The 20556-nt window shown below is 73.0% G+C and carries 19 protein-coding genes and 1 riboswitch; of the genes, 10 read left to right on the top strand and 9 right to left on the bottom strand.

What is annotated here, in order from left to right; translation table 11 throughout:
• Nucleotides 1-49 precede the first annotated feature (49 nt).
• Genes ACZ4TO_RS10380 through ACZ4TO_RS10390 form a run of 3 tightly spaced genes read left to right on the top strand, consistent with a single transcriptional unit; the run spans nucleotide 50 to nucleotide 4805 of the window.
• The gene (locus tag ACZ4TO_RS10380; RefSeq protein ID WP_468023956.1) at nucleotides 50-1084 is read left to right on the top strand and encodes an AAA family ATPase; all 1035 of its coding nucleotides are present in this window, start codon (nucleotides 50-52) and stop codon (nucleotides 1082-1084) included.
• The gene (locus tag ACZ4TO_RS10385; protein ID WP_468023957.1) at nucleotides 1084-2445 is read left to right on the top strand and encodes a DUF58 domain-containing protein; all 1362 of its coding nucleotides are present in this window, start codon (nucleotides 1084-1086) and stop codon (nucleotides 2443-2445) included. The genes ACZ4TO_RS10380 and ACZ4TO_RS10385 overlap by 1 nt, the downstream gene beginning before the upstream one ends.
• Nucleotides 2442-4805: a transglutaminase TgpA family protein gene (locus tag ACZ4TO_RS10390; protein ID WP_468023958.1), complete on the top strand. Its 2364-nt coding sequence runs from the start codon at nucleotides 2442-2444 to the stop codon at nucleotides 4803-4805. The genes ACZ4TO_RS10385 and ACZ4TO_RS10390 overlap by 4 nt, the downstream gene beginning before the upstream one ends.
• A 284-nt stretch (nucleotides 4806-5089) precedes the next feature.
• Here the strand turns inward: ACZ4TO_RS10390 and ACZ4TO_RS10395 are convergent, their stop codons facing one another.
• From ACZ4TO_RS10395 to ACZ4TO_RS10405, 3 genes are all read right to left on the bottom strand, one after another.
• The gene (locus ACZ4TO_RS10395; RefSeq protein ID WP_355775083.1) at nucleotides 5090-5488 is read right to left on the bottom strand and encodes a DUF3040 domain-containing protein; all 399 of its coding nucleotides are present in this window, start codon (nucleotides 5486-5488) and stop codon (nucleotides 5090-5092) included.
• Nucleotides 5489-5761: 273 nt separating this feature from the next.
• Nucleotides 5762-6532, bottom strand: coding sequence for a methyltransferase (locus ACZ4TO_RS10400; protein ID WP_382780941.1), 771 nt, complete (start codon nucleotides 6530-6532; stop codon nucleotides 5762-5764).
• Between the two features lie 230 nt (nucleotides 6533-6762).
• Entirely contained in the window at nucleotides 6763-7374 is a 612-nt protein-coding gene (locus ACZ4TO_RS10405) for an SAV_6107 family HEPN domain-containing protein (protein WP_468023959.1), read from the bottom strand.
• Nucleotides 7375-7550: 176 nt separating this feature from the next.
• Here ACZ4TO_RS10405 and ACZ4TO_RS10410 point away from each other — a divergent pair, with 176 nt between their 5' ends.
• From ACZ4TO_RS10410 to ACZ4TO_RS10430, 5 genes are all read left to right on the top strand, one after another.
• Complete coding sequence (locus ACZ4TO_RS10410; RefSeq protein ID WP_468023960.1) at nucleotides 7551-8486, top strand: ATP-binding cassette domain-containing protein; 936 nt, start codon at nucleotides 7551-7553, stop codon at nucleotides 8484-8486.
• The gene (locus ACZ4TO_RS10415; RefSeq protein ID WP_382780949.1) at nucleotides 8473-10557 is read left to right on the top strand and encodes a YhgE/Pip family protein; all 2085 of its coding nucleotides are present in this window, start codon (nucleotides 8473-8475) and stop codon (nucleotides 10555-10557) included. The genes ACZ4TO_RS10410 and ACZ4TO_RS10415 overlap by 14 nt, the downstream gene beginning before the upstream one ends.
• 35 nt (nucleotides 10558-10592) lie before the next feature.
• On the top strand, nucleotides 10593-11222 hold the full coding sequence (locus tag ACZ4TO_RS10420; RefSeq protein WP_382780952.1) for a TetR/AcrR family transcriptional regulator: 630 nt from the start codon (nucleotides 10593-10595) through the stop codon (nucleotides 11220-11222).
• Nucleotides 11223-11646: 424 nt separating this feature from the next.
• Entirely contained in the window at nucleotides 11647-12285 is a 639-nt protein-coding gene (locus tag ACZ4TO_RS10425; RefSeq protein ID WP_468023961.1) for a DUF4126 domain-containing protein, read from the top strand.
• A 35-nt stretch (nucleotides 12286-12320) separates the two neighbouring features.
• Nucleotides 12321-13916: a phytoene desaturase family protein gene (locus ACZ4TO_RS10430; RefSeq protein WP_468023962.1), complete on the top strand. Its 1596-nt coding sequence runs from the start codon at nucleotides 12321-12323 to the stop codon at nucleotides 13914-13916.
• 52 nt (nucleotides 13917-13968) lie between these two features.
• Here ACZ4TO_RS10430 and ACZ4TO_RS10435 read toward each other — a convergent pair whose 3' ends face one another.
• From ACZ4TO_RS10435 to ACZ4TO_RS10460, 6 genes are all read right to left on the bottom strand, one after another.
• On the bottom strand, nucleotides 13969-14979 hold the full coding sequence (locus tag ACZ4TO_RS10435; RefSeq protein ID WP_382780960.1) for an SCO2102 family sporulation regulator: 1011 nt from the start codon (nucleotides 14977-14979) through the stop codon (nucleotides 13969-13971).
• Between the two features lie 56 nt (nucleotides 14980-15035).
• On the bottom strand, nucleotides 15036-15959 hold the full coding sequence (gene metF, locus ACZ4TO_RS10440; RefSeq protein ID WP_382780963.1) for a methylenetetrahydrofolate reductase [NAD(P)H]: 924 nt from the start codon (nucleotides 15957-15959) through the stop codon (nucleotides 15036-15038).
• Between the two features lie 215 nt (nucleotides 15960-16174).
• Entirely contained in the window at nucleotides 16175-16834 is a 660-nt protein-coding gene (gene thiE / locus ACZ4TO_RS10445) for a thiamine phosphate synthase (protein WP_467838636.1), read from the bottom strand.
• A gap of 89 nt (nucleotides 16835-16923) precedes the next feature.
• A complete protein-coding gene (locus ACZ4TO_RS10450) occupies nucleotides 16924-17295 on the bottom strand; it encodes an Rv2175c family DNA-binding protein (protein ID WP_361686113.1) in 372 nt (123 codons plus the stop codon).
• Between the two features lie 77 nt (nucleotides 17296-17372).
• Nucleotides 17373-18617, bottom strand: a complete 1245-nt coding sequence (locus ACZ4TO_RS10455) for an NAD(P)/FAD-dependent oxidoreductase (RefSeq protein ID WP_468023963.1) — start codon at nucleotides 18615-18617, stop codon at nucleotides 17373-17375.
• 32 nt (nucleotides 18618-18649) lie between these two features.
• A complete protein-coding gene (locus tag ACZ4TO_RS10460; RefSeq protein ID WP_382780972.1) occupies nucleotides 18650-19027 on the bottom strand; it encodes an avidin-fold protein in 378 nt (125 codons plus the stop codon).
• Between the two features lie 52 nt (nucleotides 19028-19079).
• Nucleotides 19080-19192, top strand: a riboswitch (TPP riboswitch).
• Between ACZ4TO_RS10460 and thiO the strand changes: the two genes are divergently transcribed.
• Nucleotides 19190-20356, top strand: a complete 1167-nt coding sequence (thiO, locus tag ACZ4TO_RS10465) for a glycine oxidase ThiO (RefSeq protein ID WP_468023964.1) — start codon at nucleotides 19190-19192, stop codon at nucleotides 20354-20356. It overlaps the preceding riboswitch by 3 nt.
• Nucleotides 20353-20553, top strand: a complete 201-nt coding sequence (thiS, locus tag ACZ4TO_RS10470) for a sulfur carrier protein ThiS (protein WP_382780978.1) — start codon at nucleotides 20353-20355, stop codon at nucleotides 20551-20553. Before thiO ends, thiS begins: the two co-directional genes overlap by 4 nt.
• The last annotated feature ends 3 nt before the right edge of the window (nucleotides 20554-20556 follow it).

Raw genomic sequence — 20556 nt, forward strand, 5'->3', positions numbered from 1 at the left:
TGGGCCGGTCCGCACAGGGCGTCGGCCCGAACGGGCCTAGGAGGGCCGGGTGACGACCTATGACGATCGTGCGAGCCTGACGGATCTGACCGCCACTGCGGAGCGTGTCCGCGGTTCGGTGGAAGGAGTGATCGAAGGCAAGCCTGAGGTCGTACGGCTTTCGCTGACCGTGCTGCTGGCCGAGGGCCATCTTCTGATCGAGGATGTCCCCGGCGTCGGCAAGACCATGCTCGCCAAGGCGCTGGCGCGTTCCATCGACTGTTCGGTGCGGCGCATCCAGTTCACGCCCGACCTGCTGCCCTCGGACATCACGGGTGTGTCCATCTGGGACCAGCAGCGCCGGGACTTCGAGTTCAAACCGGGGGCGATCTTCGCGCAGATCGTGATCGGCGACGAGATCAACCGCGCCTCGCCCAAGACGCAGTCCGCGCTCCTGGAGTCGATGGAGGAGCGCCAGGTCACCATCGACGGGCAGACCTACGAACTGCCCAGCCCGTTCATGGTGGTGGCCACCCAGAACCCGGTCGAGATGGAGGGCACCTACCCGCTGCCGGAGGCCCAGCGCGACCGCTTCATGGCCCGTGTCTCCATCGGCTACCCGAGCGCGGAGGCCGAACTGCAGATGCTGGACGTCCACGGCGGCGTGAGCCCGCTGGACGACCTCCAGCCGGTCGCCCACGCGCACGACATCGTGAAGCTGATCGACGCGGTCCGCACGGTCCACGTCGCCGACCCGGTGCGCCGCTACGCGGTGGAGCTGGTGGCGGCCACGCGCACCCACCCCGACCTCAGACTCGGCGCCTCACCACGCGCCACGCTGCACCTGCTGCGCGCGGCGAAGGCGTCCGCGGCTCTCAGCGGGCGGGAGTACGCGCTGCCGGACGACGTGCAGGCCCTGGCCGTCGCGGTCCTGGCCCACCGCCTGCTGCCCACGGCACAGGCGCAGTTGAACCGCCGCACGTCCGAGCAGGTCGTCCAGGAGATCCTCCAGCGCACCCCGGTGCCCGCGGCTCCCCAGCAGCCCGGCCTCTCGATGGGCCGGGGGGCGCCCACGTACGGTCAGCAGCCGCCCCGGAGGCTGTGATGACGCAGGCGAGCGCGGGCCACACCGCCGAGGACAAGGGCGGGCTGCGCACCGCGCTCGCCGGTCTCACCACGCGCGGCCGCTCGTTCCTGGCCGCGGGAGTGGCCGCCACGATCTGCGCTTACGTCCTAGGGCAGGGCGATCTGCTGCGGGTCGGGCTGCTCCTGGCGGTGCTGCCGCTGGTCTGCGCGGCCGTTCTGTACCGCACCCGCTACCGGGTCGCGGGCAGCCGCAGGCTCTCGCCCGGGCGGGTGCCCGCGGGCTCCGAGGCCCGCGTGCATCTGCGCATGGACAACGTCTCGCGGCTGCCCACGGGGCTGCTGATGCTCCAGGACAAGGTGCCCTACGTCCTCGGTCCGCGGCCCCGCTTCGTGCTGGACCGGGTCGAGGCGGGCGGCCGCCGCGAGGTGTCCTACCGCGTGCGCTCGGACCTGCGCGGCCGCTATCCGCTCGGTCCGCTGCAACTGCGGCTGACCGACCCGTTCGGGATGTGCGAGCTGACCCGCTCCTTCTCGGCGTACGACACCCTGACCGTCATACCCCGCGTGGAGGCACTGCCTCCGGTGCGGCTGACCGGAGAGGCCAAGGGGTACGGCGACGGGCGGCAGCGCTCCCTCGCCCTGGCCGGCGAGGACGACATCATCCCGCGCGGGTACCGCTACGGCGACGACCTGCGCCGCGTGCACTGGCGGCTGACCGCCCGCTACGGCGAGCTGATGGTCCGCCGCGAGGAGCAGCCCCAGCGTTCCCGCTGCACCGTGCTGCTGGACACCCGGGGCATCGCCTTCCAGGGCTCGGGCCCCGACTCGGCCTTCGAGTGGGCCGTCTCGGGAGCGGCCTCCACGCTGCTGCACATGCTCGAACGGGGCTTCTCCGTGCGTCTTCTGACGGACACCGGCAGCTCGGTGCCGGGCGAGGGCGCCGACGGGTTCGCGGGCGCGAGCCAGGAGTCGGCGGACGCGGCCGGGATGATGATGGACACGCTCGCCGTCGTCGACCACTCGGACGGCACGGGTCTCTCCCGCGCCTACGAGGTGCTGCGCGGCGGCAACGAGGGACTGCTGATCGCCTTCCTCGGCGATCTCGACGAGGAGCAGGCGACCGTGCTCGGCAAGATGCGCCAGCGCAGCGGCGGGGCCGTCGCGTTCCTGCTCGACAGCGAGTCCTGGGTCAGGGAACCGACCGAGGTGCCCGGCCCGTCGGACGAGGGCATGGACCCGCTGCGCATGCTGCGCGAGGCGGGCTGGACCGCCGTGACGGTGCCGCGGGGGGCGTCCGTCGCCGACCTGTGGCGCGAGGCGGACCGCCTGCGCACCCACGTGGCGGCGACGGGGACTACTGCGGGGGGTGGTGGCGCGTGAGCGGGCGGGCCAGGCTGGCGCTGTACGCGGCGGCGGCCACACTGATGACGTCGTGCGCGCTGCTGCCGCTGGTGAGCCCGGCGACGTGGATCTTCCAGGCGGCGTTCCTGCTGGCCGTGCAGACCGGTGTCGGCGCGCTGACCCGGCGGGTCCCGCTGGCCCGGCCGCTGACGGTGGCGGCGCAGGCGCTGGTGACACTGATGCTGCTGACCCTGGTCTTCGCCCGGGGTCAGGCCCTCGCCGGGATCGTCCCCGGACCCGAGGCCTTCCAGCACTTCTCGGCACTGCTCCAGGCGGGCGCCGACGACGTCGGCAGATACTCGATCCCCGCTCCGCTGTCGGACGGGATCCGGCTGATGGTGGTCGGCGGCGTCCTGGTGATCGGGCTCGCGGTGGACACCCTCGCGGTGACCTACCGCAGCGCCGCGCCCGCCGGTCTGCCGCTGCTCGCCCTGTACTCGGTCGCCGCGGGCCTGTCCGGCGGCGGCGCGGCCTGGCTGTGGTTCCTGCTCGCGGCCGCCGGCTATCTGATGCTGCTGCTGGCCGAGAGCCGGGACCGGCTCTCGCAGTGGGGCCGGGTCTTCGGCGGGGCGGCCCGCGGTCCGGGTCCGGAGTCCGCGAGCGGTGCCGTCGCACCCGTCCGCACCGGCCGGCGGATCGGCGCGGTCGTGCTGGGCGTCGCCCTGTTCGTGCCGCTCGCGCTGCCCTCGCTCGACGGCGGTCTGCTGGACGGCGCGGGCCGGGGCATCGGCAACGGCACCGGGGGCGGCGGCACGATCGCCGCGGTGAACCCGCTGGTCTCGCTCCGCGACAGCCTGAACGTGGACGAGGACCGCACGGTCATGACGTACCGCACGAACACCGGGGACACCCAGAACCTGTATCTGCGGATCGTCTCGCTGGACGACTTCGACGGCACCGCCTGGAAGCCGGCGCAACGGCACATCGTGGACGTGCCGAAGACGTTCCCGGCGCCGATCGGTCTGTCCGGCGAGGTGAAGCGGGCGACGATCCGGACCCAGATCGCGGCGGCCGACTGGTACGCGCAGGACTGGCTGCCGATGCCCTATCCGGCCAGCAAGGTGGACATCAAGGGGAGCTGGCGGTACGAACCCGTCGGGCGCACCCTCGTCGGCGACCACGGACAGAACACCCGCGGCGCGCGGTACGAGGTCACCAGCCTGATGGTGGAGCCGACCGCGCAGCAGCTCGCGAGCGCCCCGGAGGCCTCGCCGGCGATGAAGCGCGAGTACACCAAGGTCCCGGAGTCGCTGCCCTCGATCGTGGCGAAGACGGCCCGCAAGGTCACCGCGGGCTCGGCCAACCACTACGAGCAGGCGGTCAAGCTCCAGGACTACTTCGCGGTCAGCGGCGACTTCCGCTACAACACCCAGGTGCAGGCCGGCAGCGGCTCCACCGCGATCGCGAACTTCCTGAAGGAGAAGGAGGGCTTCTGCGTCCACTTCTCCTTCGCGATGGCCTCGATGGCGCGCACCCTCGGGATTCCGGCCCGTGTCGCGGTCGGCTTCACGTCGGGGACCCCGCAGGCGGACGGTTCGATGGCGGTCGGGCTGCGGGACGCGCACGCCTGGCCCGAGCTGTACTTCGAGGGCGTGGGCTGGACCCGCTTCGAGCCGACCCCGAGCCGGGGTTCGGTGCCGTCGTACACCCAGACGAACACCCCGGGCGAGATCGAGCCCGCGGCCCCGAAGCCGACGTTCTCGACGTCCGCCGCGCCCTCGGCGGAGCCGTCGGCGACCGAGAGCTGCTCGCCGAAGCTCCGGAAGCTGGCGGCCTGCCCGGACCAGTCCCCCGCGGCCGCCGTCGGCGGCGAGGACGACATCTGGCCCACGATGAAGAGCGTCGGGCTGGCGCTGGCCGGGCTGCTGGTGCTGGGGCTGCCGCTGCTGCCCATGCTGTGGCGGATACGGATGCGGGAGGTCCGTCTGGGCGGCCACGGCCGCTCCGAGGCGGAGGTGGCGGCGCACACGCTGGGCGCCTGGTCGGAGGTGACCGACACGGCGTGGGACTACGGGATCGCGCCGCAGGAGTCGCAGACGCCGAGAAAGGCGGCCGAGCGGATCGTCGAGCTCGGGGGCCTGGATCCGAAGGCCGAGGCGTCGGTGCACCGGCTGGCCGCGGCCGTGGAGCAGGTTCTCTACGCTCCGCATCCCCGGCTGGTGGCGGGCCTCGCGGACGACGCGCGCCGGGTCGGGAAGTCCTTCCGGACGACCGCGAGCCGTGCCGCGCGGCTGCGCGCTCTCCTCGCACCCCGTTCGGCCGTCCGGGTGATCTGGACGGTCTCGGCCGCCTGGACGACCCTGAAATCCCGCCACCACCCGACCAGCCAGAACACCTGACCGCGCGGCTGTGCCCGTCCGTCCCGCAGGGCGGGACGGGCACAGCCACCGGCGCCGGGTGCCAGGGACCGTGGTTCCCGGTGACGGGTGCGGGTCCCACGGAACGTGGTTCCCGGTGACCGGGCCGGCAGAGGGCCTGCAGGACGCCTCCCGGTCAGCAGGGAGGCAGAACGCCGGGGCAGGCGGCAGCCCCGCAGAGGCCGATCGCGTACGCGTGAGGGGGCGTCCACCCGGTCCGGGTGGACGCCCCCTCACGTGTTGAGTCTGCGGACGAGGCCGAGGGCTCAGTGGCCGCCCTGCTCGTCGCGACGACGCTGCCAGCGCTGTTCGATCCGGTCCATCATGGAACGGCGTTGTCGCCCTTGCCGACGAGCGGCGGACGAACCCGGAACGGTCGGCTGCTCACCCGGCTTGGGAGCTTTGCGCCAACCGGTGACGGCGAGCACCGCACAGCCCAGCATGACGAGGAAGCCCACCACGCTCAGCCAGATCTGAACCGCGACCATTCCAGCCATGAGGAGCGCGATACCCACCAGGAAGCCCGCGACCGCCTGGTAGACCCGTCGCCGGGTGTACGTACGCAGCCCGCTTCCCTCAAGCGCTGTCGCGAACTTGGGATCTTCGGCGTACAGCGCTCGCTCCATCTGCTCGAGCATTCGCTGCTCGTGCTCCGAGAGCGGCACGGAGTCCTCCTCATCGTGCAGTCGCCGGGGCGACCGGGGGTCCCCTTCAGGATAGGCAGGGAATCGGCCCCGTGAAACCCGCCCTCTACGCCAATTCGCCGACCGGAACCCTTCATGGCGCCCCGATGCGCTGAGGCGTGCATTCCCCAGCGAACGGTCCGTCATGCCGGACGGTCTCCCCCGATCATACGGCGCCGAGCACTCGATCGGGTGGTCTGTGGCGTACTCCATCTGCCGCCAAGCCCCTGATCAGCGGCGCGCCACCGGGGGCCCTCAGCCCTCCGTGGTCTCTCGGGCCTCACCCAGCACATGGAGCTGTGTGGCCACCGAGTGGAACGCGGTGAGCTCGGCCGCCGCCGCCTCCAGCTTGAGCAGAGCCTCCAGGGCGCCCGGCTCGGTGTCCACCAGGACCCCGGGCACCAGGTCCGCGAAGACCCGGACGCCGTGCACGGCGGCGACGTGCAGACCGGCGCCCGCGACGAGGGAGGTGAGCTGCTCGGCGGTGAAGCGGTGCGGAACGGGATCACTCTCGCCCCAGCGTCCGTCCGGGTCGTCGAGCGCGTGCCGGGCCTCCTTGAAGTGCCCGGCGAGGGCACGGGCCAGCACGGCACCGCCCAGGCCCGCGGCGAGGAGGCTGAGCACGCCCTCGGGGCGCAGCGCGTCCACGACGTTGCGGACGCCCTCGGCCGGGTCGTCCACGTACTCCAGGACGCCGTGGCACAGCACGGCGTCGTAGCCGCCGCGCTCGACCACGTCGAAGAGGCCGTGGGCATCGCCCTGGACGCCCTGCACGCGGTCGGCGACACCGGCCTCGGCGGCACGGCGCTCCAGCGCGAACAGCGCGTTCGGGCTGGGGTCGACGACGGTGACCCGGTGACCGAGGCGGGCCACGGGCACGGCGAAGTTGCCACTGCCGCCGCCCGTGTCGAGCACGTCGAGCGACTCCCGCCCGGCGGCCTTGACCTGACGGTCCAGGGCGTCCTTGAGGACCTCCCAGACGACGGCGGTACGGAGAGAAGCGCGGGGGCGCATCGGGTCCGACACGGCAGTTGACTCCTCGGCGCGGCACCGCCTGATGAACGGCGGAGCGAAGTTCGGGCCTCCCGGCGGGGAGGCAGCAGGCGTCTCCACCCTATTGCCTCCGCCGCCGTGACCGGTCCCCCGTCTCACGCGCGCCGGATCGCACGGGGAGCGCGCGGAGGACCGCCCCGTGGCCCTCCCGAAGTCCGAAGTCCCCGCCGGTCGAGCCGAGGTCCGCCCGAAGTGCCCTCCGGTCAGCCCGCGTCCGGCACCTCCCGGTCCACGCCGCCCAACCGGTCCACGCCGCCCAACCGGTTCGCCCCGCCCGGCCGGTCCGGGCCCCGGTCCTGTTCTGCGTCCTGGCGGGGCTGGGGCAGCACGGGCTGCAGCGCCAGCATCCGCTCGACGAGGCGCAGGAACATGTGGACGTCGCGTATCAGGTCGTCGGCGTCGCGGGTGCTGGCCGCGCCCTGGATGCCGGCCTCCGCGCGGGCGCGGCGGGTGGCGCCGGAGGCGAACAGCGCGCTCCACTCGGTCAGTTCGGGAGCGATCTCCGGGAGGACCTCCCAGGCGCTGCGGATGCGGGCCCTGCGCCGGGACGAGGGCTCCGGGTGGACCCGGGCGGCGAGGACGGCGGCGGCGGTGCGCAGCGCGGCCAAGTGGGCCGTCGCGTAGCGCTCGTTGGACGTCTCCAGGGCCGTCGCCTCGTCAAGTCCGGCGCGGGCCTGGGAGAGCAGGTCGAGGGCGGCGGGCGGGGCCGTGGCCCGGCGGAGCACGGGGTGGACGTCGCCCGCCGGTCCGGTCAGTGAGGGGGCAGGGCCGGTGGCGCGGCGCCGACGGGCGGCGGCTGCGGAAGAGCTGGCCATGACGAACCTCCTGTCGTCGTGTGACGGCACTGTGGCCGTATGTGCCCATCGTGCGGTATGCCACTGACAATCCGTTCTGACCTGCGACTTTGCTTCGATCGACAGTTCGGGTTAGTTTTTGCACTGACCAGTCAGTTCAAAAGTGGTTCGAATCCGTTCCACAGGATGGGGGAGCTGTGGACGGTCCGCACGGACTGCGTGTCACGGCCGAGGACTTCGGACTCGAAGGACCCCGCGGATGGGTTTTCCGCGGGGTCCGTCTCGAAGCGGAGCCCGGATCGCTCGTCGCGATCGAGGGGCCGTCGGGCTCCGGCCGCACCTGCCTGCTGCTGGCCCTCACGGGCCGGATGAAGGCCACCGAGGGGACGGCGGCCGTGGGTTCGTCGAGGCTGCCGAAGCAGATGGCCGCGGTGCGCCGGACCAGCGCACTCGCCCACGTGCCCGGCGTCACGGACCTCGACCCCGCGCTGACCGTCGGGGAACATCTGCGGGAACGGGCGCTGCTGCAGCGGCGGTTCGGGGGTTCGCTGCGCGCCCTGCTGCGGCCGCGCGGCGAGCGGGTGGGTGAGACCGAGGCGCGGATCGGTGCCGCGCTCGACGCCGCCGGGCTCGACCCGGACACGCTGCCCAAGGGCACGCGGACGGCCGTACGCGATCTGGAGCGGCTCGAGACCCTGCGGCTGTCGCTGGCGCTGGCCCTCATCGGCCGGCCCCGGCTGCTGGGCGTCGACGACACCGACCTCAAGCTCTCGGACGCCGAACGGTCCGAGGCCTGGGATCTGTTGACGTCCCTCGCCCGGTCCGGCACGACGGTCGTCGCGGTGTGCAGCGAGGCTCCTGAGGGCGCCGTCGTCGTGTCCACCGCACCGGCCGCCACGGCGAACACCGCCGACGACGACGCAGACGACGAGAACCCGGACACCGGCGGCGACACCGGCGCGGACGCCGACACCGTCTCCGAGACCGCCACCCCAGCGGACGCGGACTCGGCCACCGCCACCGCCACCGCCGACGGCAGCGACAGCGACAGCGACAGCGACAGCGACAGCGACAGCGACAGCGACAGCGACAGCGGGAACCTCGACAAGGAGACGGCCGATGCGATCGCCTGAACTGGCCCTTCTCGAACTCCGCCGCTTCGGCCGGGGCAAGCTCCCGCGTGCCGCCCTGGTCGCGCTCCTGCTGCTGCCCCTGCTGTACGGCGCCCTGTACCTGTGGTCGTTCTGGGACCCGTACGGCCGGCTCGACCGCATCCCCGTGGCGCTGGTGAACGCCGACGAGGGAGCGACGGCCGGCGGCCGCAAGGTCACCGTCGGGGACACCATCACCGAAGGGCTGCGCGAGAGCGACACCTTCGAGTGGCACGAGGTGAGCCCGGCCGAGGCGCGCCGGGGTGTGGAGGACGGCACGTACTACCTGTCGCTGACCATGCCGGGCGACTTCAGTCGCAGGATCGCGTCCAGTTCGGGGACCTCGCCCGAGACGAGCGCGCTCCAGGTGCGGACCAACGACGCCAACAACTACATCGTCGGGCAGATCTCCCGCACGGTGTTCAGCGAGGTCCGGACGGCCGCCTCCACGAAGGCCTCGCGTTCGTTCCTCGACAAGATCTTCATCTCGTTCTCGGACATCCACGGCAAGACCGTGCAGGCGGCCGACGGCGCCGACCGGCTCAGCGGCGGCATCGGCAAGGCGAAGAAGGGCTCGAAGGATCTCGCGGACGGCCTGAAGGAGGCCAAGACGGGCAGCGGGAAGCTCTCCGGAGGCCTCAGGAAGCTGACGACGGGCGCGGGCGACCTGGAGGACGGTTCGCAGCAGGTCGCGGACGGCACCCGGGCGCTGGCCGACAAGGTCGACGGGGTCGCGGACAAGGTGGGCCCCTTCCTGGAGGACAACGAGAAGTCGATCGGCGACACGGCCGAGCTGGTCGCCGACTCCGCGGCGGGGATCCGGCACAACCTCGCCACCCTGGTGAAGACGGCCCCGGCCGCCGCCAAGGGCGCGCGCGCCGCCTCCGAGGCCCTGAACACCGTCCACCACGCGCGGTGCGAGGTCCTGCCGGTCCCCGACCCGGCGTGCCCCGAGCTGACGAAGGCCAAGGAGGCCGCCGCGGACGTCGTCGCGGTCACCGAGGACGTCAACACGCTGATCGGCGACCAGGACGGCGACCTCACCGAGCTGGACAAGAACCTGGCCACCCTGGAGAAGCAGGCCCGCGCCCTCGCCGGCCGTGCCCCGCACCTCTCCGAGGACCTCGACGACGCCGTCTCCAAGATCGACAAGCTGAACGAGGGCGCCACCGCGGTCGCCCGGGGCGCGAAGCGGCTGCACTCCGGTCTCGGCACCGCGAAGACGGGTGCGGCGACCCTGGACAAGGGGGTCGGCCGGCTGAAGACCGGCGCGAGCGACCTCGACGGCGGCCTGTACAAGCTCGTCGGCGGCTCCGGGAAGCTGGCGGGCGGTCTGCACGACGGCGCCGAGCGGATCCCCGACTACGACAAGCCCGACCGTGACCTGCGCACCGAGGTCATGGCCGACCCGGTGCGCATGGCCTCCCGGGACCTGCACAAGGCGCCCAACTACGGCACCGGTTTCGCCCCCTACTTCATCCCGCTGTCCCTGTGGGTCGGCGCGATGGTGGCGTACATGCTGATCCAGCCGCTGAACCGGCGCGCGCTCGCGGCGGGCGCCTCGGCGTGGCGCATCGCGCTGGCGGGCTGGCTGCCGGTCGCCGTCGTCGGCGTCCTGCAGACGGCCGCCCTGATGGCGGTGCTGCACTGGGCGATCGGCCTCCAGATGGCGCGGGCGGCGGGAACGGTCGGCTTCCTGTTCCTGGTGACGGCCTGCTTCGCGGCGATCGTGCAGTGGCTGAACGCCCGCTTCGGAGCCGCCGGCCGGATCCTCGTCCTGGCCTTCCTGATGCTCCAGCTCACCTCGGCGGGCGGCACGTACCCCGTCCAGACCAGTCCGGCCTTCTTCAACGCGATCCATCCCTTCCTGCCGATGAGTTACGTCGTCGAGGCGCTCCGCAGGCTCATCACGGGCGGCGGCCTGGAGCCCGTACGGACCGCGTGCCTGGTGCTGACGGCCTTCACGGTGGGCGCGCTCGCCCTGACCGCCCTGACGGCACGCCGCAAGCAGGTGTGGACCCTCGACCGGCTGCATCCGGAGCTGAGCCTGTGACCACGCGCGCGGGTGCTCCTGTGACAATCGGTGCCATGGAAAGCAGCAGCACCACGGCGGGCGGTGGCAGCCGCCGCGAGGCGACCCGGCAGAAGCTCTACGAGGCGGCCGTCACCCTGATCGCCGAACAGGGCTTCTCCGCCACCACGGTGGACGAGATCGCCGAGCGGGCCGGGGTCGCGAAGGGCACGGTCTACTACAACTTCGCCAGCAAGTCGGTGCTCTTCGAGGAGCTGCTGCGGCACGGCGTCGGACTCCTCACCGCGTCGCTGCGGGAGGCGGCGGAGAAGACCGACCGGGACGGCGGCAGCAAGGTCGACGCGCTGGACGCGATGATCCGGGCCGGTCTCGTCTTCATCAACCGCTATCCGGCGTTCACCCAGCTCTACGTGGCGGAGCTCTGGCGCACCAACCGCGCCTGGCAGTCCACCCTGATGGTGGTGCGGCAGCAGGCGGTGGCGGTCGTCGAGGGCGTCCTGCGCGACGGGGTGGCGGGCGGGGAGCTCAGCGACGAGATCGACATCCCGCTGACGGCGGCGGCGCTGGTCGGGATGGTCCTGGTGGCCGCCCTGGACTGGCAGGCCTTCCAGCCGGAGCGCTCCCTGGACGACGTCCACGCGGCCCTGTCCCGGCTCCTCCAGGGGCGCGTGAGCGGCCACGGCTGAGCCGCGGCGACGCGCGGGACCCGCACCGGAGGACCGGTCGCCGGTCCCATGCCCCGAGGGCCGGGCGCCGTACGTACGAGAGCGCCGGTCCGGTCGGCCGCGTCCCCCGCGGGCCGTCCGTACCGGCGCCTCGTCGTGCTCCCCCGTGCCCCCGTCGGGCCCCCGTTCGGTCGTCCCCCCGGGTCCCCCGTGTCTCGCTCCCGCCGAGCGGGCCGGCGGAAGGAGCGGCCAAGGGCGCGCGTTCCGTTCCGCCGCCCCGTGTCGGCGGTGCCGGAACCGCGCCCCTTTCCGTGCCTCCACTCTGTCGTTCGCGCAGGTCGGACCCATCCGTGCGCCTACTCATCTCACCCAGTAGGTACGGATACTCAGGCATACGTGCTCAGACCCAGGACGCCCCGGCCGCGCACTGGTTACGATCCCCTCCGTGTCGGTACTCCCCCTCGTCTTCACCAGCGGCTGGGCCAGCGGCATCAACGCGTACGCGGTGGTGCTGCTCCTCGGCGTGTTCGGCGCCACCGGGCTGAGCGACGACGTCCCGGAGTCCCTGCAACGCCCTGAGATCCTGGTCACAGTCGCCGTCCTGTTCCTCTTCGAGGCGGTCGCCGACAAGATCCCGTACGTCGACTCGGTGTGGGACTCCGTGCACACCGTGATCCGGCCCGCGGCGGGTGCCTGGGTCGGGGCGCTGCTCGCCGGGCAGAGCGGCTCGGTCTCGGATCTGGCGGCGGCGGTGCTCGGCGGTTCGACGGCGCTGGCGAGCCACACGGTCAAGGCCGGGACGCGGATGGCGGTCAACACCTCGCCGGAGCCCTTCAGCAACATCGTGATGAGCCTCGCCGAGGATCTCGGGGTCGCCGGCGTCATCACCCTGGCGATCTTCCATCCCTGGGCGGCGGCGATCATCGCCGGTGCCCTGCTCCTCACCGGGCTCACGGTGCTCTCCTTCCTCGTCTCGCGCATCCGGCGGTTCCTGCGCCGCCGGGCACAGCGCCGGGAGGAGCGGCGGACGGCCGCGGCGACGGGGCGGCCCCCGGACGGTGTGCCCTGGGCGGACCGCGACTGACAAGGCTGTCGGCGGGGGCGGATAAAGTCGCCGCCATGGGACGGATTGCGGTGATCGGCGCCGGGATGGGCGCGATGGCGGCCGCCGCCCGGCTGGCCGTCGCGGGCCACCGGGTGGTGGTGTACGAACGGACGGACACGTACGGCGGGGCGGTACGCCGCTTCGAGCGTGACGGCTTCGCCTTCGACACGGGCCCGGGTCTGCTTCCGGTGCCCGCGGTCTACCGCGACCTGTTCGTCAAGACCGGGAAACGGCCCCTGGAGGAGTGCGTCGAGCTGGTGCAGGTCGATCCGTCGGCCGGCCACGTCTTCGCCGACGGCACGCGGGTGAGCCTGCCGAACGCCTCGCGCGCGGGCGTGCTCGCCGCGCTGGACGAAGCGCTGGGCGACGGCGCGGGCGCCCGGTGGGGGGAGTTCCTGGTGCGGGCCCGGGAGGCGTGGGACCGCTCGCGCCGGCCGCTCCTGGAGGAGCCGCTGTGGCCCAACTGGACGGTGCTGGCCGAACGCGAGCCGTACCCCTCGGTGGCGCACAAGAAGCTGCTGCGCACCCGCAGGGCCACGACCCTCGCCGAGATCGCCGCCTGGGAGCTGCGCGACACGCGTCTGACGGCCCTCCTGGAGAGCCACGCCCTGGCGTACGGGCTCGACCCGCGCACGGCACCGGCGAGCGCCGCCGTGCTGCCGTACATGGACCACGCCTTCGGCACCTGGTACGTGCGCGGCGGCATCCGGGAGCTGGCGCGCGCCGTGTACGAGCGGTGCCTTGAGCGCAGGGTCGAGTTCAGGTTCGCCACCGCCGTCGAACGGATCGTCGAGAAGGACGGCCGGGTCGTCGGGGTGGAGCTGTCACGGGAGCGCTCGGCTGCCTCCGGAGCGGAGAGCGGCCCGGGGGCGCCCGGGTCCGGTTCTGGTTCTGGCTCCGGCTCCGGCTCCGGCTCCGGCTCCGGCTCCGAGGAACTCTTCGAGCAGGCGGACTTCGTGGTCGCGGGCGTGGCGCCGGACGCCCTGGACGGTCTCGTCGGCGGGGCGGCGCTCCGGGGCGCCGACGAGGTGCCGGCGCGGCGGGGCGGGGCCAGCAGGCTGACGGTGCTGCTCGCGCTGCGCGGCGCCCGGTCCGCCGGGACGACGCACCGCACGGTGGTCCACTCGGCCGACCGCGACGGCGAGCTGGCCCGGCTCTTCGGGGAGCACCCCGGGGTGCCCGCCGCGCCGACCGTCGTGGTGCACCGTCCGGACGATCCGGCGCTCGTCCCGGACGGGGAGCACGAGGCGGTCACGCTGACCGTCACGGTCCCGTCCGGCGCCGAGGTGTCGGAGGAGGACGTGGAGCGGGTTCTCGACGCCGCCGAGCGGGCCCTGCCGGATCTGCGCGACCGGCTCCTGTGGCACGAGGTCCGCACCCCGGCCGACGTCGCGGAGGCGACCGGTGCGGCGGGCGGCGCGGTTCCCGCACCGGCGCTCGCGGCGGCGGACGGCCGACTGCTGCGCCCGTCGAACTCGACCCGGATCGGGGGACTCTTCGCGGCCGGAGGCTGGGCGCATCCCGGTGGTGGTCTGCCGCACGCCGGGATGTCGGGCGCTCTGGTGACCGGTCTGATCGTCGAGGGCCCGGAGTTCCAGGGCTCGCAGTGAACGGCTCGGCGGGCCGCGGCGCGGGGAGGTCCCTCGGCCGCCGTCCCGCCGGTCAGTAGCGGTACTGCTCGTCGTACCCGGCGTTGCCGTTGCCGTTGGTGTTGCCCTGGTACGGGTACTGCTGCTGCTCGGGCGGGAGTTCGCCGCCGTACTCGTCGGTGCGCTGCTGCGGCACCCAGACGCCACCGGCCGGGGTCTCGCCGCCGTAGGTGCCGGTGGCGTACTGGTCCTGGCCGTAGTTCTGCTGCTGCGCGTACCCCTGGTCGCCGCCGTTGTAGGCGCTCTGGTCGTACGTGCCGTTCTGGTAGGTCTGCTGGCCCGTGTACGGGTCGGTGTAGCCGGCGTACTGCTGCTGGCCGTAGCCGTACTGCTGTTGCTGCTGGTCGTAGCCGGTGTAGCCGTCGTACGCGTAGGCCTGCTGGTTCTGACCCGTCGCGTAGGCCTGCTGGTTCTGACCGGTGGAGTAGGCCTGCTGGTCCTGGGACGGGGACGCGCCGGCGTAGGACTGGTCGGTGGCCGCGGCGTACGCGCCGGAGTCGTAGACCCCGTAGGAGCCGGTGTCCTCGGGCAGCGGCTGCGGCTCGTACACCGACGTCGTCTCGGCGGCCGTGGGCTCGGCCGGCTCGGGGGGCGAGAACCGGTCGGACGGGGCGGGCGTGAAGACGTCGTCCTCGTCGGCGTACTGGTCCTCGCGCCGGTAGGCGGCCACCTCGACCTCGTCGAGCTCGGGGGTCTCCTCCGCCTCGTCCGCGTCCTCGGGCTCACCGCGGCGGCGCTTGCTGAGCTTGCCGGGCCTGTCCTCCGCACCGGGGCCGTTGATGGCCCAGCCCTGCGCGAAGCCCTGGCGGAACGACAGCGTCACATAGGTCTGACCGACGGTGAAGGCGGCCGCGCCCAGGCCGATGACGACGACCGAGTGCATGAGGACGCCGAGGACCACGCCGAGGAAGCCCACGAAGGCGAGCAGCCGGAAGCGCAGCCGCGCCTTGTACTGCAGCAGCACTTCGCCGAGCAGCCACAGCGCGACAATGCCGAATGCCAGATAGAGGACCGTCAAGCCCATGTACGCCCCTCTCCCAGTGGCCGCTACGCAGTGTGTCGTACGCGGGTGCGACCGGTCTAGGCCTGCTGCGGGTGATGCAGGCCCAGATTCTCGTAGATTTCCAGCGTCGCGGTGGAGTTGTTGAGCGTGATGAAGTGCAGCCCGGGGACACCCTCGGTCAGCAGCCTCGCACAGAACTCCGTCGCGAACTCGATCCCAATGGAGCGTACAGCCGCCGGATCGTCTTTGACTGTGAGGATCCGCTCTTTCAGGACGTCCGGGAATGAAGCATTCGAGAGTTTGGGCAGCCGTTCCAACATCTTCACACTTGTCACGGGCATGACTTCCGGGATGACCGGCGTCGCACAGCCCGCCGCGTCGACGCGGTCCCGCAGCCGGAGGTAGGACTCCGGCTGGAAGAACATCTGGGTGATCGCGTAGTCGGCGCCCGCACGGCACTTGTCGACGAAGTGCGAGACGTCCAGATCCCACTCGGTGGACCGGGGGTGCATCTCCGGGAAGGCCGCGACCCCGACGCAGAAGTCTCCGGATTCCTTGATGAGGCGCACCAGTTCGGCCGCGTAGGTCAGGCCCTGGGGGTGCGGGACCCACTCGGCCATGGGGTCCCCGGGCGGGTCGCCGCGCACGGCGAGCATGTTGCGGATCCCCGCGTCCGCGTACTGCCCGATGATGTTGCGCAGCTCCGCGACGGAGTGGTTGACCGCGGTGAGGTGCGCGACCGGGGTGAGGGTCGTGTCGAGGACGATCTGCTCGGTCTCCTTGACCGTGCCGGCCCGCGTGGAGCCGCCGGCCCCGTAGGTCACGGAGACGAAGTCCGGGGCCACGGCCTCGACCCGCCGCAGGGCGTTCCACAGGTTCCGCTCGCCCTTGGGGGTCTTCGGCGCCGAGAACTCGAAGGAAAAGGTCTGTTTGCCGGTCGCGAGCATGTCGCGCACGGTGCGTGCGCGATCAGTCCTGGTGGATGCAGATCCGAGGGCCATACCCGCAGGTTAGCCAGAGGGCGTCGGTCACCCAACCGAACCGCTGACTTTTGTCCGATCTGTCGATTTCTTGTCCACCCCTCGGACAGCGGCCCGGCCGGACCCCCGGACGGCCGCCGCGCCGACCGTGCGCACAGCCACCCTGCGGACAGCCACCGCACCGGAAGCCTCCGCGCGCGGGCGCCGGGCCTCCGGCCTGCCGCGGGCGCCGGACCTCAGACGTCCCGCAGCCGCTTCGCGAACTCCGCCGCCGCGGCGCCCGGGTCGTCCGCCTCGGTGATCGCCCGGACGACGACGACACGGCGGGCGCCCGCTTCGAGCACCTCGTCGAGCCGGCCGAGGTCGATGCCGCCGATCGCGAACCAGGGACGCTCGGTGCCGAGGGCGGCCGTGGCGCGGACCAGGCCGAGTCCGGGTGCGTGGCGGCCGGGCTTGGTGGGAGTGGGCCAGCAGGGGCCGGTGCAGAAGTAGTCCACGCCCTCCTGCACGGCGGCGGCCCGGGCCTCGGCCTCGGAGTGCGTGGAGCGGCCGACGATCACCTCGTCGCCGAGGATCGCGCGGGCCGCGGGAACGGGGAGGTCGCCCTGGCCCAGGTGCAGGACGTCGGCGCGGGCCGCGTGCGCCACGTCCGCCCGGTCGTTGACCGCGAGGAGCTTGCCGTGCCGGGCGCAGGCGTCCGCGAACACCTTCAGGTGCTCCAGCTCCTCGCCCGCCTCCATGCCCTTGTCACGGAGCTGCACGATGTCCACGCCGCCCGCCAGGACGGCGTCGAGGAACGCGGCGAGGTCGCCCTGGCGCCTGCGGGCGTCGGTGCACAGATAGACGCGGGCGTCGGCGAGGCGGCCCCGGGCGGTCGTGGCGGCGTTCTCGGGCATGCGTGGTCCCCCGTTGTCGGTGCGCGGGGAGCGCGGCGGCCGGGAGGGTCCCGCCGCCGTGCTCCCCGTGCCGGACGGTCTCGATCAGATCAGACGGCGAGCGCCTGGGCGCGACGCTTCACCTCCGTGCCGCGATTCTCGCTCAGGGCCTGCGCGGGGGTGCCGGGCAGGGTCGGGTCGGGGGTGAAGAGCCACTCGAGGGCTTCTTCGTCGGAGAAACCGTCGTCCCTCAGGAGCGTCAGGGTGCCGACCAGGCCCTTGACGACCTTCTGCTCGTCCACGTCGATGAAGTCGGCGGGGACGTGCAGTGCGCGGTTCTCACCACGGCGTACGGCGATGAGCTGGCCTTCCTTGACCAGCTGCCGGACGCGTGTCACCTCGACGCCGAGCTGTTCGGCGATGTCGGGGAGGGTGAGCCAGGCGGGGACGAGAGCATCGGTCTTTGCGTCAATCTCGGTCACGGGACAAGCCTGCCATCCCGGACCGACAGCCGGAAAGCCGAGGGCGTCCGACCCGGGGTGACGGGACCGGGACGTGATCAGGCGGTGGCGCCCTTCAGCGGCCTCGACGGGTCCGCGAGCAGCACCGGATCCATCGCGGCACCCGCCTCGATGAGCCGGCGCCCCTGGGCGAGATCCCTCGGGCGGCCCACCGCCAGCAGGGCGACGAGCCGTGTCTCGCGGAGCCAGCACACCGACCAGGAGGCGCCCGAGGGGTCACCGCGCCACACCAGGGTGTCGGCGGGCGTGTGGTGGCCGACGTACTGCACGAAGCGGCCGAACTGCTCGGACCAGAAGTACGGCACGGGGTCGTAGGCGGCGGGCGTCTCGCCGACGATGTTCAGGGCGACCGTGCGCGGGCCCTGGAGGGCGTTGTCCCAGTGGTGGACGAGAAGGCGTTCCTCGTAGCGGCCGGACGGGAAGGACGCGCAGTCGCCGACCGCGTAGACGTCCGGCAGCGAGGCGCGCAGATGGTCGTCGGCGACGATCTCGCGGTGGGCTCCGAGTTCGATGCCGGAGCCGGCGATCCAGGCGGTGGCGGGCCGCGCGCCGATCCCGACCACGACGGCACCCGCGGGCACCCGGGAGCCGTCGTCCAGGATCACCGCGCCGGGTTCGACGCGCTCCACGCGCGCGCCGGTGCGCAGCGAGGCCCCGCTGTCCGCGTACCAGGCGGCCATCGGGGCGGCCACCTCGGGCGGCAGCGCCCCGGCGAGCGGCCGGTCGGCGGCCTCGACGACGGTGACCGCGCAGCCCGCCTCGCGCGCGGCCGTGGCGAACTCGGCGCCGATCCAGCCCGCTCCGACCACCACGATGTCGTGCTGCCGTGCGAGTACGGGACGCAGCCGGTCGGCGTCGTCGAGCGTGCGCAGCAGATGCACGCCGGGCACCCCTTCGGCGCCGGGGAGCCGGATCGGTTCGGCGCCGGTGGCGACGACCAGGACGTCGTACGGGACGGCCCCCGCGTCCGTGTCGAGTTCGTGGTCGCCGGGGCGCACGCCGAGCGCCTCGCTGCCCAGCCGGAGGTCGATGTCCAGGGCCTCGAAGTCGATGTCGAAGGCGGAGCCCTCGGCCTTGCCGAGCAGGACGGCCTTGGACAGCGGCGGCCGGTCGTAGGGCTGATGCGGCTCCGCGCCGATCAGCGTGACGGTGCCCGTGAAGCCCTGTTCGCGCAGGGCCACCGCGGTCTGCACCCCGGCCATGCCGGCGCCCACCACGACGACCCGTCGTGCCGTGTGCCGCCGCGGCCGGGACGGGGACTGTGCCTGCGTCTGATCGCTCACCTGATCACCATAGACACGTGACGATCCGTCAGTCAGCGGACGTGCTCGGTGACCTCTTGCACACGGCCGGTCCCGACCGGTTCCTCGACCACGCTCGTCCCGGCGCCCGGCTGCGACTCCCACGTCCAGGTCTCCTCCAGCCGCACCCGGCCGTCGGGCAGTTCGACGACCAGGGACACGCAGTGGCCGGACGCGGTGGTGCCGTCCCGCTTGAGCTGCACGTACCGGAAGTCGAGGCGGTCGCCCTCACGGGTGCCCACGAGATGTCCGCGGACGACGTCGCCGCCGGCGTAGTCGGCCCAGACCACGCCGTCCTCCTCGTGGTAGGTGAACCGGGTGCGGGTGCCGACCTGGCCCGGCGCCTGGTCGGCGACGGGGGCGAGCACGAGGCCGTCGAGCGGTCGCGCCATGGGCGGAGGCTCCCTTACTGAGACGGACGGGGGCGGGCTAGGGTGGCCAACGTAAAGCACTCGCGGGAGCCCGGACGCACCGGGCTGAGAGGGAGGCTGGGCGGCCTCCGACCGTACGAACCTGATCCGGGTCATGCCGGCGAAGGGAGGGGCTGGACGCCCATGCCGTCTGCACGTTCGTCGGACGTCCTCGTCGTCGGGGGCGGAATCATCGGTCTGGTGACGGCCTGGCGGGCCGCGCAGCGCGGGTTCACCACCGCGCTCGTGGACCCCGAGCCGGGCGGCGGCGCCGCGCAGGTCGCGGCCGGGATGCTGGCCGCCGTCACCGAGCTGCACTTCGGCGAGGAGACCCTGCTGGGCCTCAACCTCGCCTCCGCGCGCCGCTATCCGGACTTCGCCGCCGAGCTCACCGAGGCGGCCGGACAGGACCTCGGTTACCGCCGGAGCGGCACGCTGGCCGTCGCGCTCGACGCCGACGACCGGGCCCATCTGCGCGAACTGCACGCGCTCCAGGTCCGATCGGGGCTGGAGTCGGAGTGGCTCAGCGGCCGTGAGTGCCGCCGTCTGGAGCCGATGCTCGCGCCCGGCGTGCGCGGGGGCCTGCGGGTGGACGGCGACCACCAGATCGACCCGCGGCGCCTCGCGGCGGCCCTCGTCACGGCCTGTGAGCGGGCCGGGGTGGTCATGCACCGGACCTGGGCGGAGCGGCTGAGCGTCGTACGGGAGCGGGCGGCCGGCGTCGTCACCGCGGACGGCACCGCCCTCGCCGCGGACCGGGTGGTGCTGGCCGGGGGCAGCCTCAGCGGACGCCTCGCGGGCGTGCCCGAGGACGCCGTGCCGCCGGTGCGCCCGGTCAAGGGTCAGGTGGTGCGGCTGACCGTGCCGCGGCGGTACGCGCCCTTCCTGAACCGGACCGTGCGGGCCGTGGTGCGCGGCAGCCACGTCTACCTGGTGCCGCGCGAGAACGGCGAGCTCGTGGTGGGCGCGACCAGCGAGGAGCTGGGCTGGGACACCACCGTGACGGCGGGCGGCGTGTACGAGCTGCTGCGCGACGCCCACGAGCTGGTCCCCGGGATCACCGAGCTGCCGCTCACCGAGACCCGCGCGGGGCTGCGCCCCGGCTCGCCCGACAACGCGCCGCTGCTCGGCCCGAGCGCCCTGGACGGGCTGCTGCTGGCCACCGGGCACCACCGCAACGGCGTACTCCTGACGCCCGTGACCGGTGACGTGATGGCCCACGTGCTGACCACCGGCGAACTCCCCGCCGAAGCCCGCCCCTTCACGCCCCTGCGCTTCGGCGCCACCGCCCTCACGGAGCTGCCCGTATGAACATCGTCGTCAACGGGGAGCGGCGGCGGATCGACGCCGGGACCGCTCTCGACGCGCTCGTCGCGACCCTCACCGCCTCGTCGTCCGGGGTGGCCGCCGCCCTGAACGAGACCGTCGTCCCGCGCGCGCAGTGGCCGTCCACCGCGCTCGCCGAGGGCGACCGCGTCGAGGTCCTCACCGCCGTCCAAGGAGGCTGACCC

Source organism: Streptomyces sp. NPDC028298, assembly GCF_055565895.1.

What these genes read in the sequence shown, in the direction of transcription:
- thiS (WP_382780978.1), top strand. Translation starts at nt 20,353, where the DNA reads ATGAACATCGTCGTCAACGGGGAGCGGCGGCGGATCGACGCCGGGACC.
- metF (WP_382780963.1), bottom strand. Translation starts at nt 15,959, where the DNA reads ATGGCCCTCGGATCTGCATCCACCAGGACTGATCGCGCACGCACCGTG.
- ACZ4TO_RS10435 (WP_382780960.1), bottom strand. Translation starts at nt 14,979, where the DNA reads ATGGGCTTGACGGTCCTCTATCTGGCATTCGGCATTGTCGCGCTGTGG.
- ACZ4TO_RS10430 (WP_468023962.1), top strand. Translation starts at nt 12,321, where the DNA reads ATGGGACGGATTGCGGTGATCGGCGCCGGGATGGGCGCGATGGCGGCC.
- ACZ4TO_RS10415 (WP_382780949.1), top strand. Translation starts at nt 8,473, where the DNA reads ATGCGATCGCCTGAACTGGCCCTTCTCGAACTCCGCCGCTTCGGCCGG.
- ACZ4TO_RS10385 (WP_468023957.1), top strand. Translation starts at nt 1,084, where the DNA reads ATGACGCAGGCGAGCGCGGGCCACACCGCCGAGGACAAGGGCGGGCTG.
- ACZ4TO_RS10405 (WP_468023959.1), bottom strand. Translation starts at nt 7,374, where the DNA reads ATGGCCAGCTCTTCCGCAGCCGCCGCCCGTCGGCGCCGCGCCACCGGC.
- ACZ4TO_RS10420 (WP_382780952.1), top strand. Translation starts at nt 10,593, where the DNA reads ATGGAAAGCAGCAGCACCACGGCGGGCGGTGGCAGCCGCCGCGAGGCG.
- ACZ4TO_RS10460 (WP_382780972.1), bottom strand. Translation starts at nt 19,027, where the DNA reads ATGGCGCGACCGCTCGACGGCCTCGTGCTCGCCCCCGTCGCCGACCAG.
- thiO (WP_468023964.1), top strand. Translation starts at nt 19,190, where the DNA reads ATGCCGTCTGCACGTTCGTCGGACGTCCTCGTCGTCGGGGGCGGAATC.
- thiE (WP_467838636.1), bottom strand. Translation starts at nt 16,834, where the DNA reads ATGCCCGAGAACGCCGCCACGACCGCCCGGGGCCGCCTCGCCGACGCC.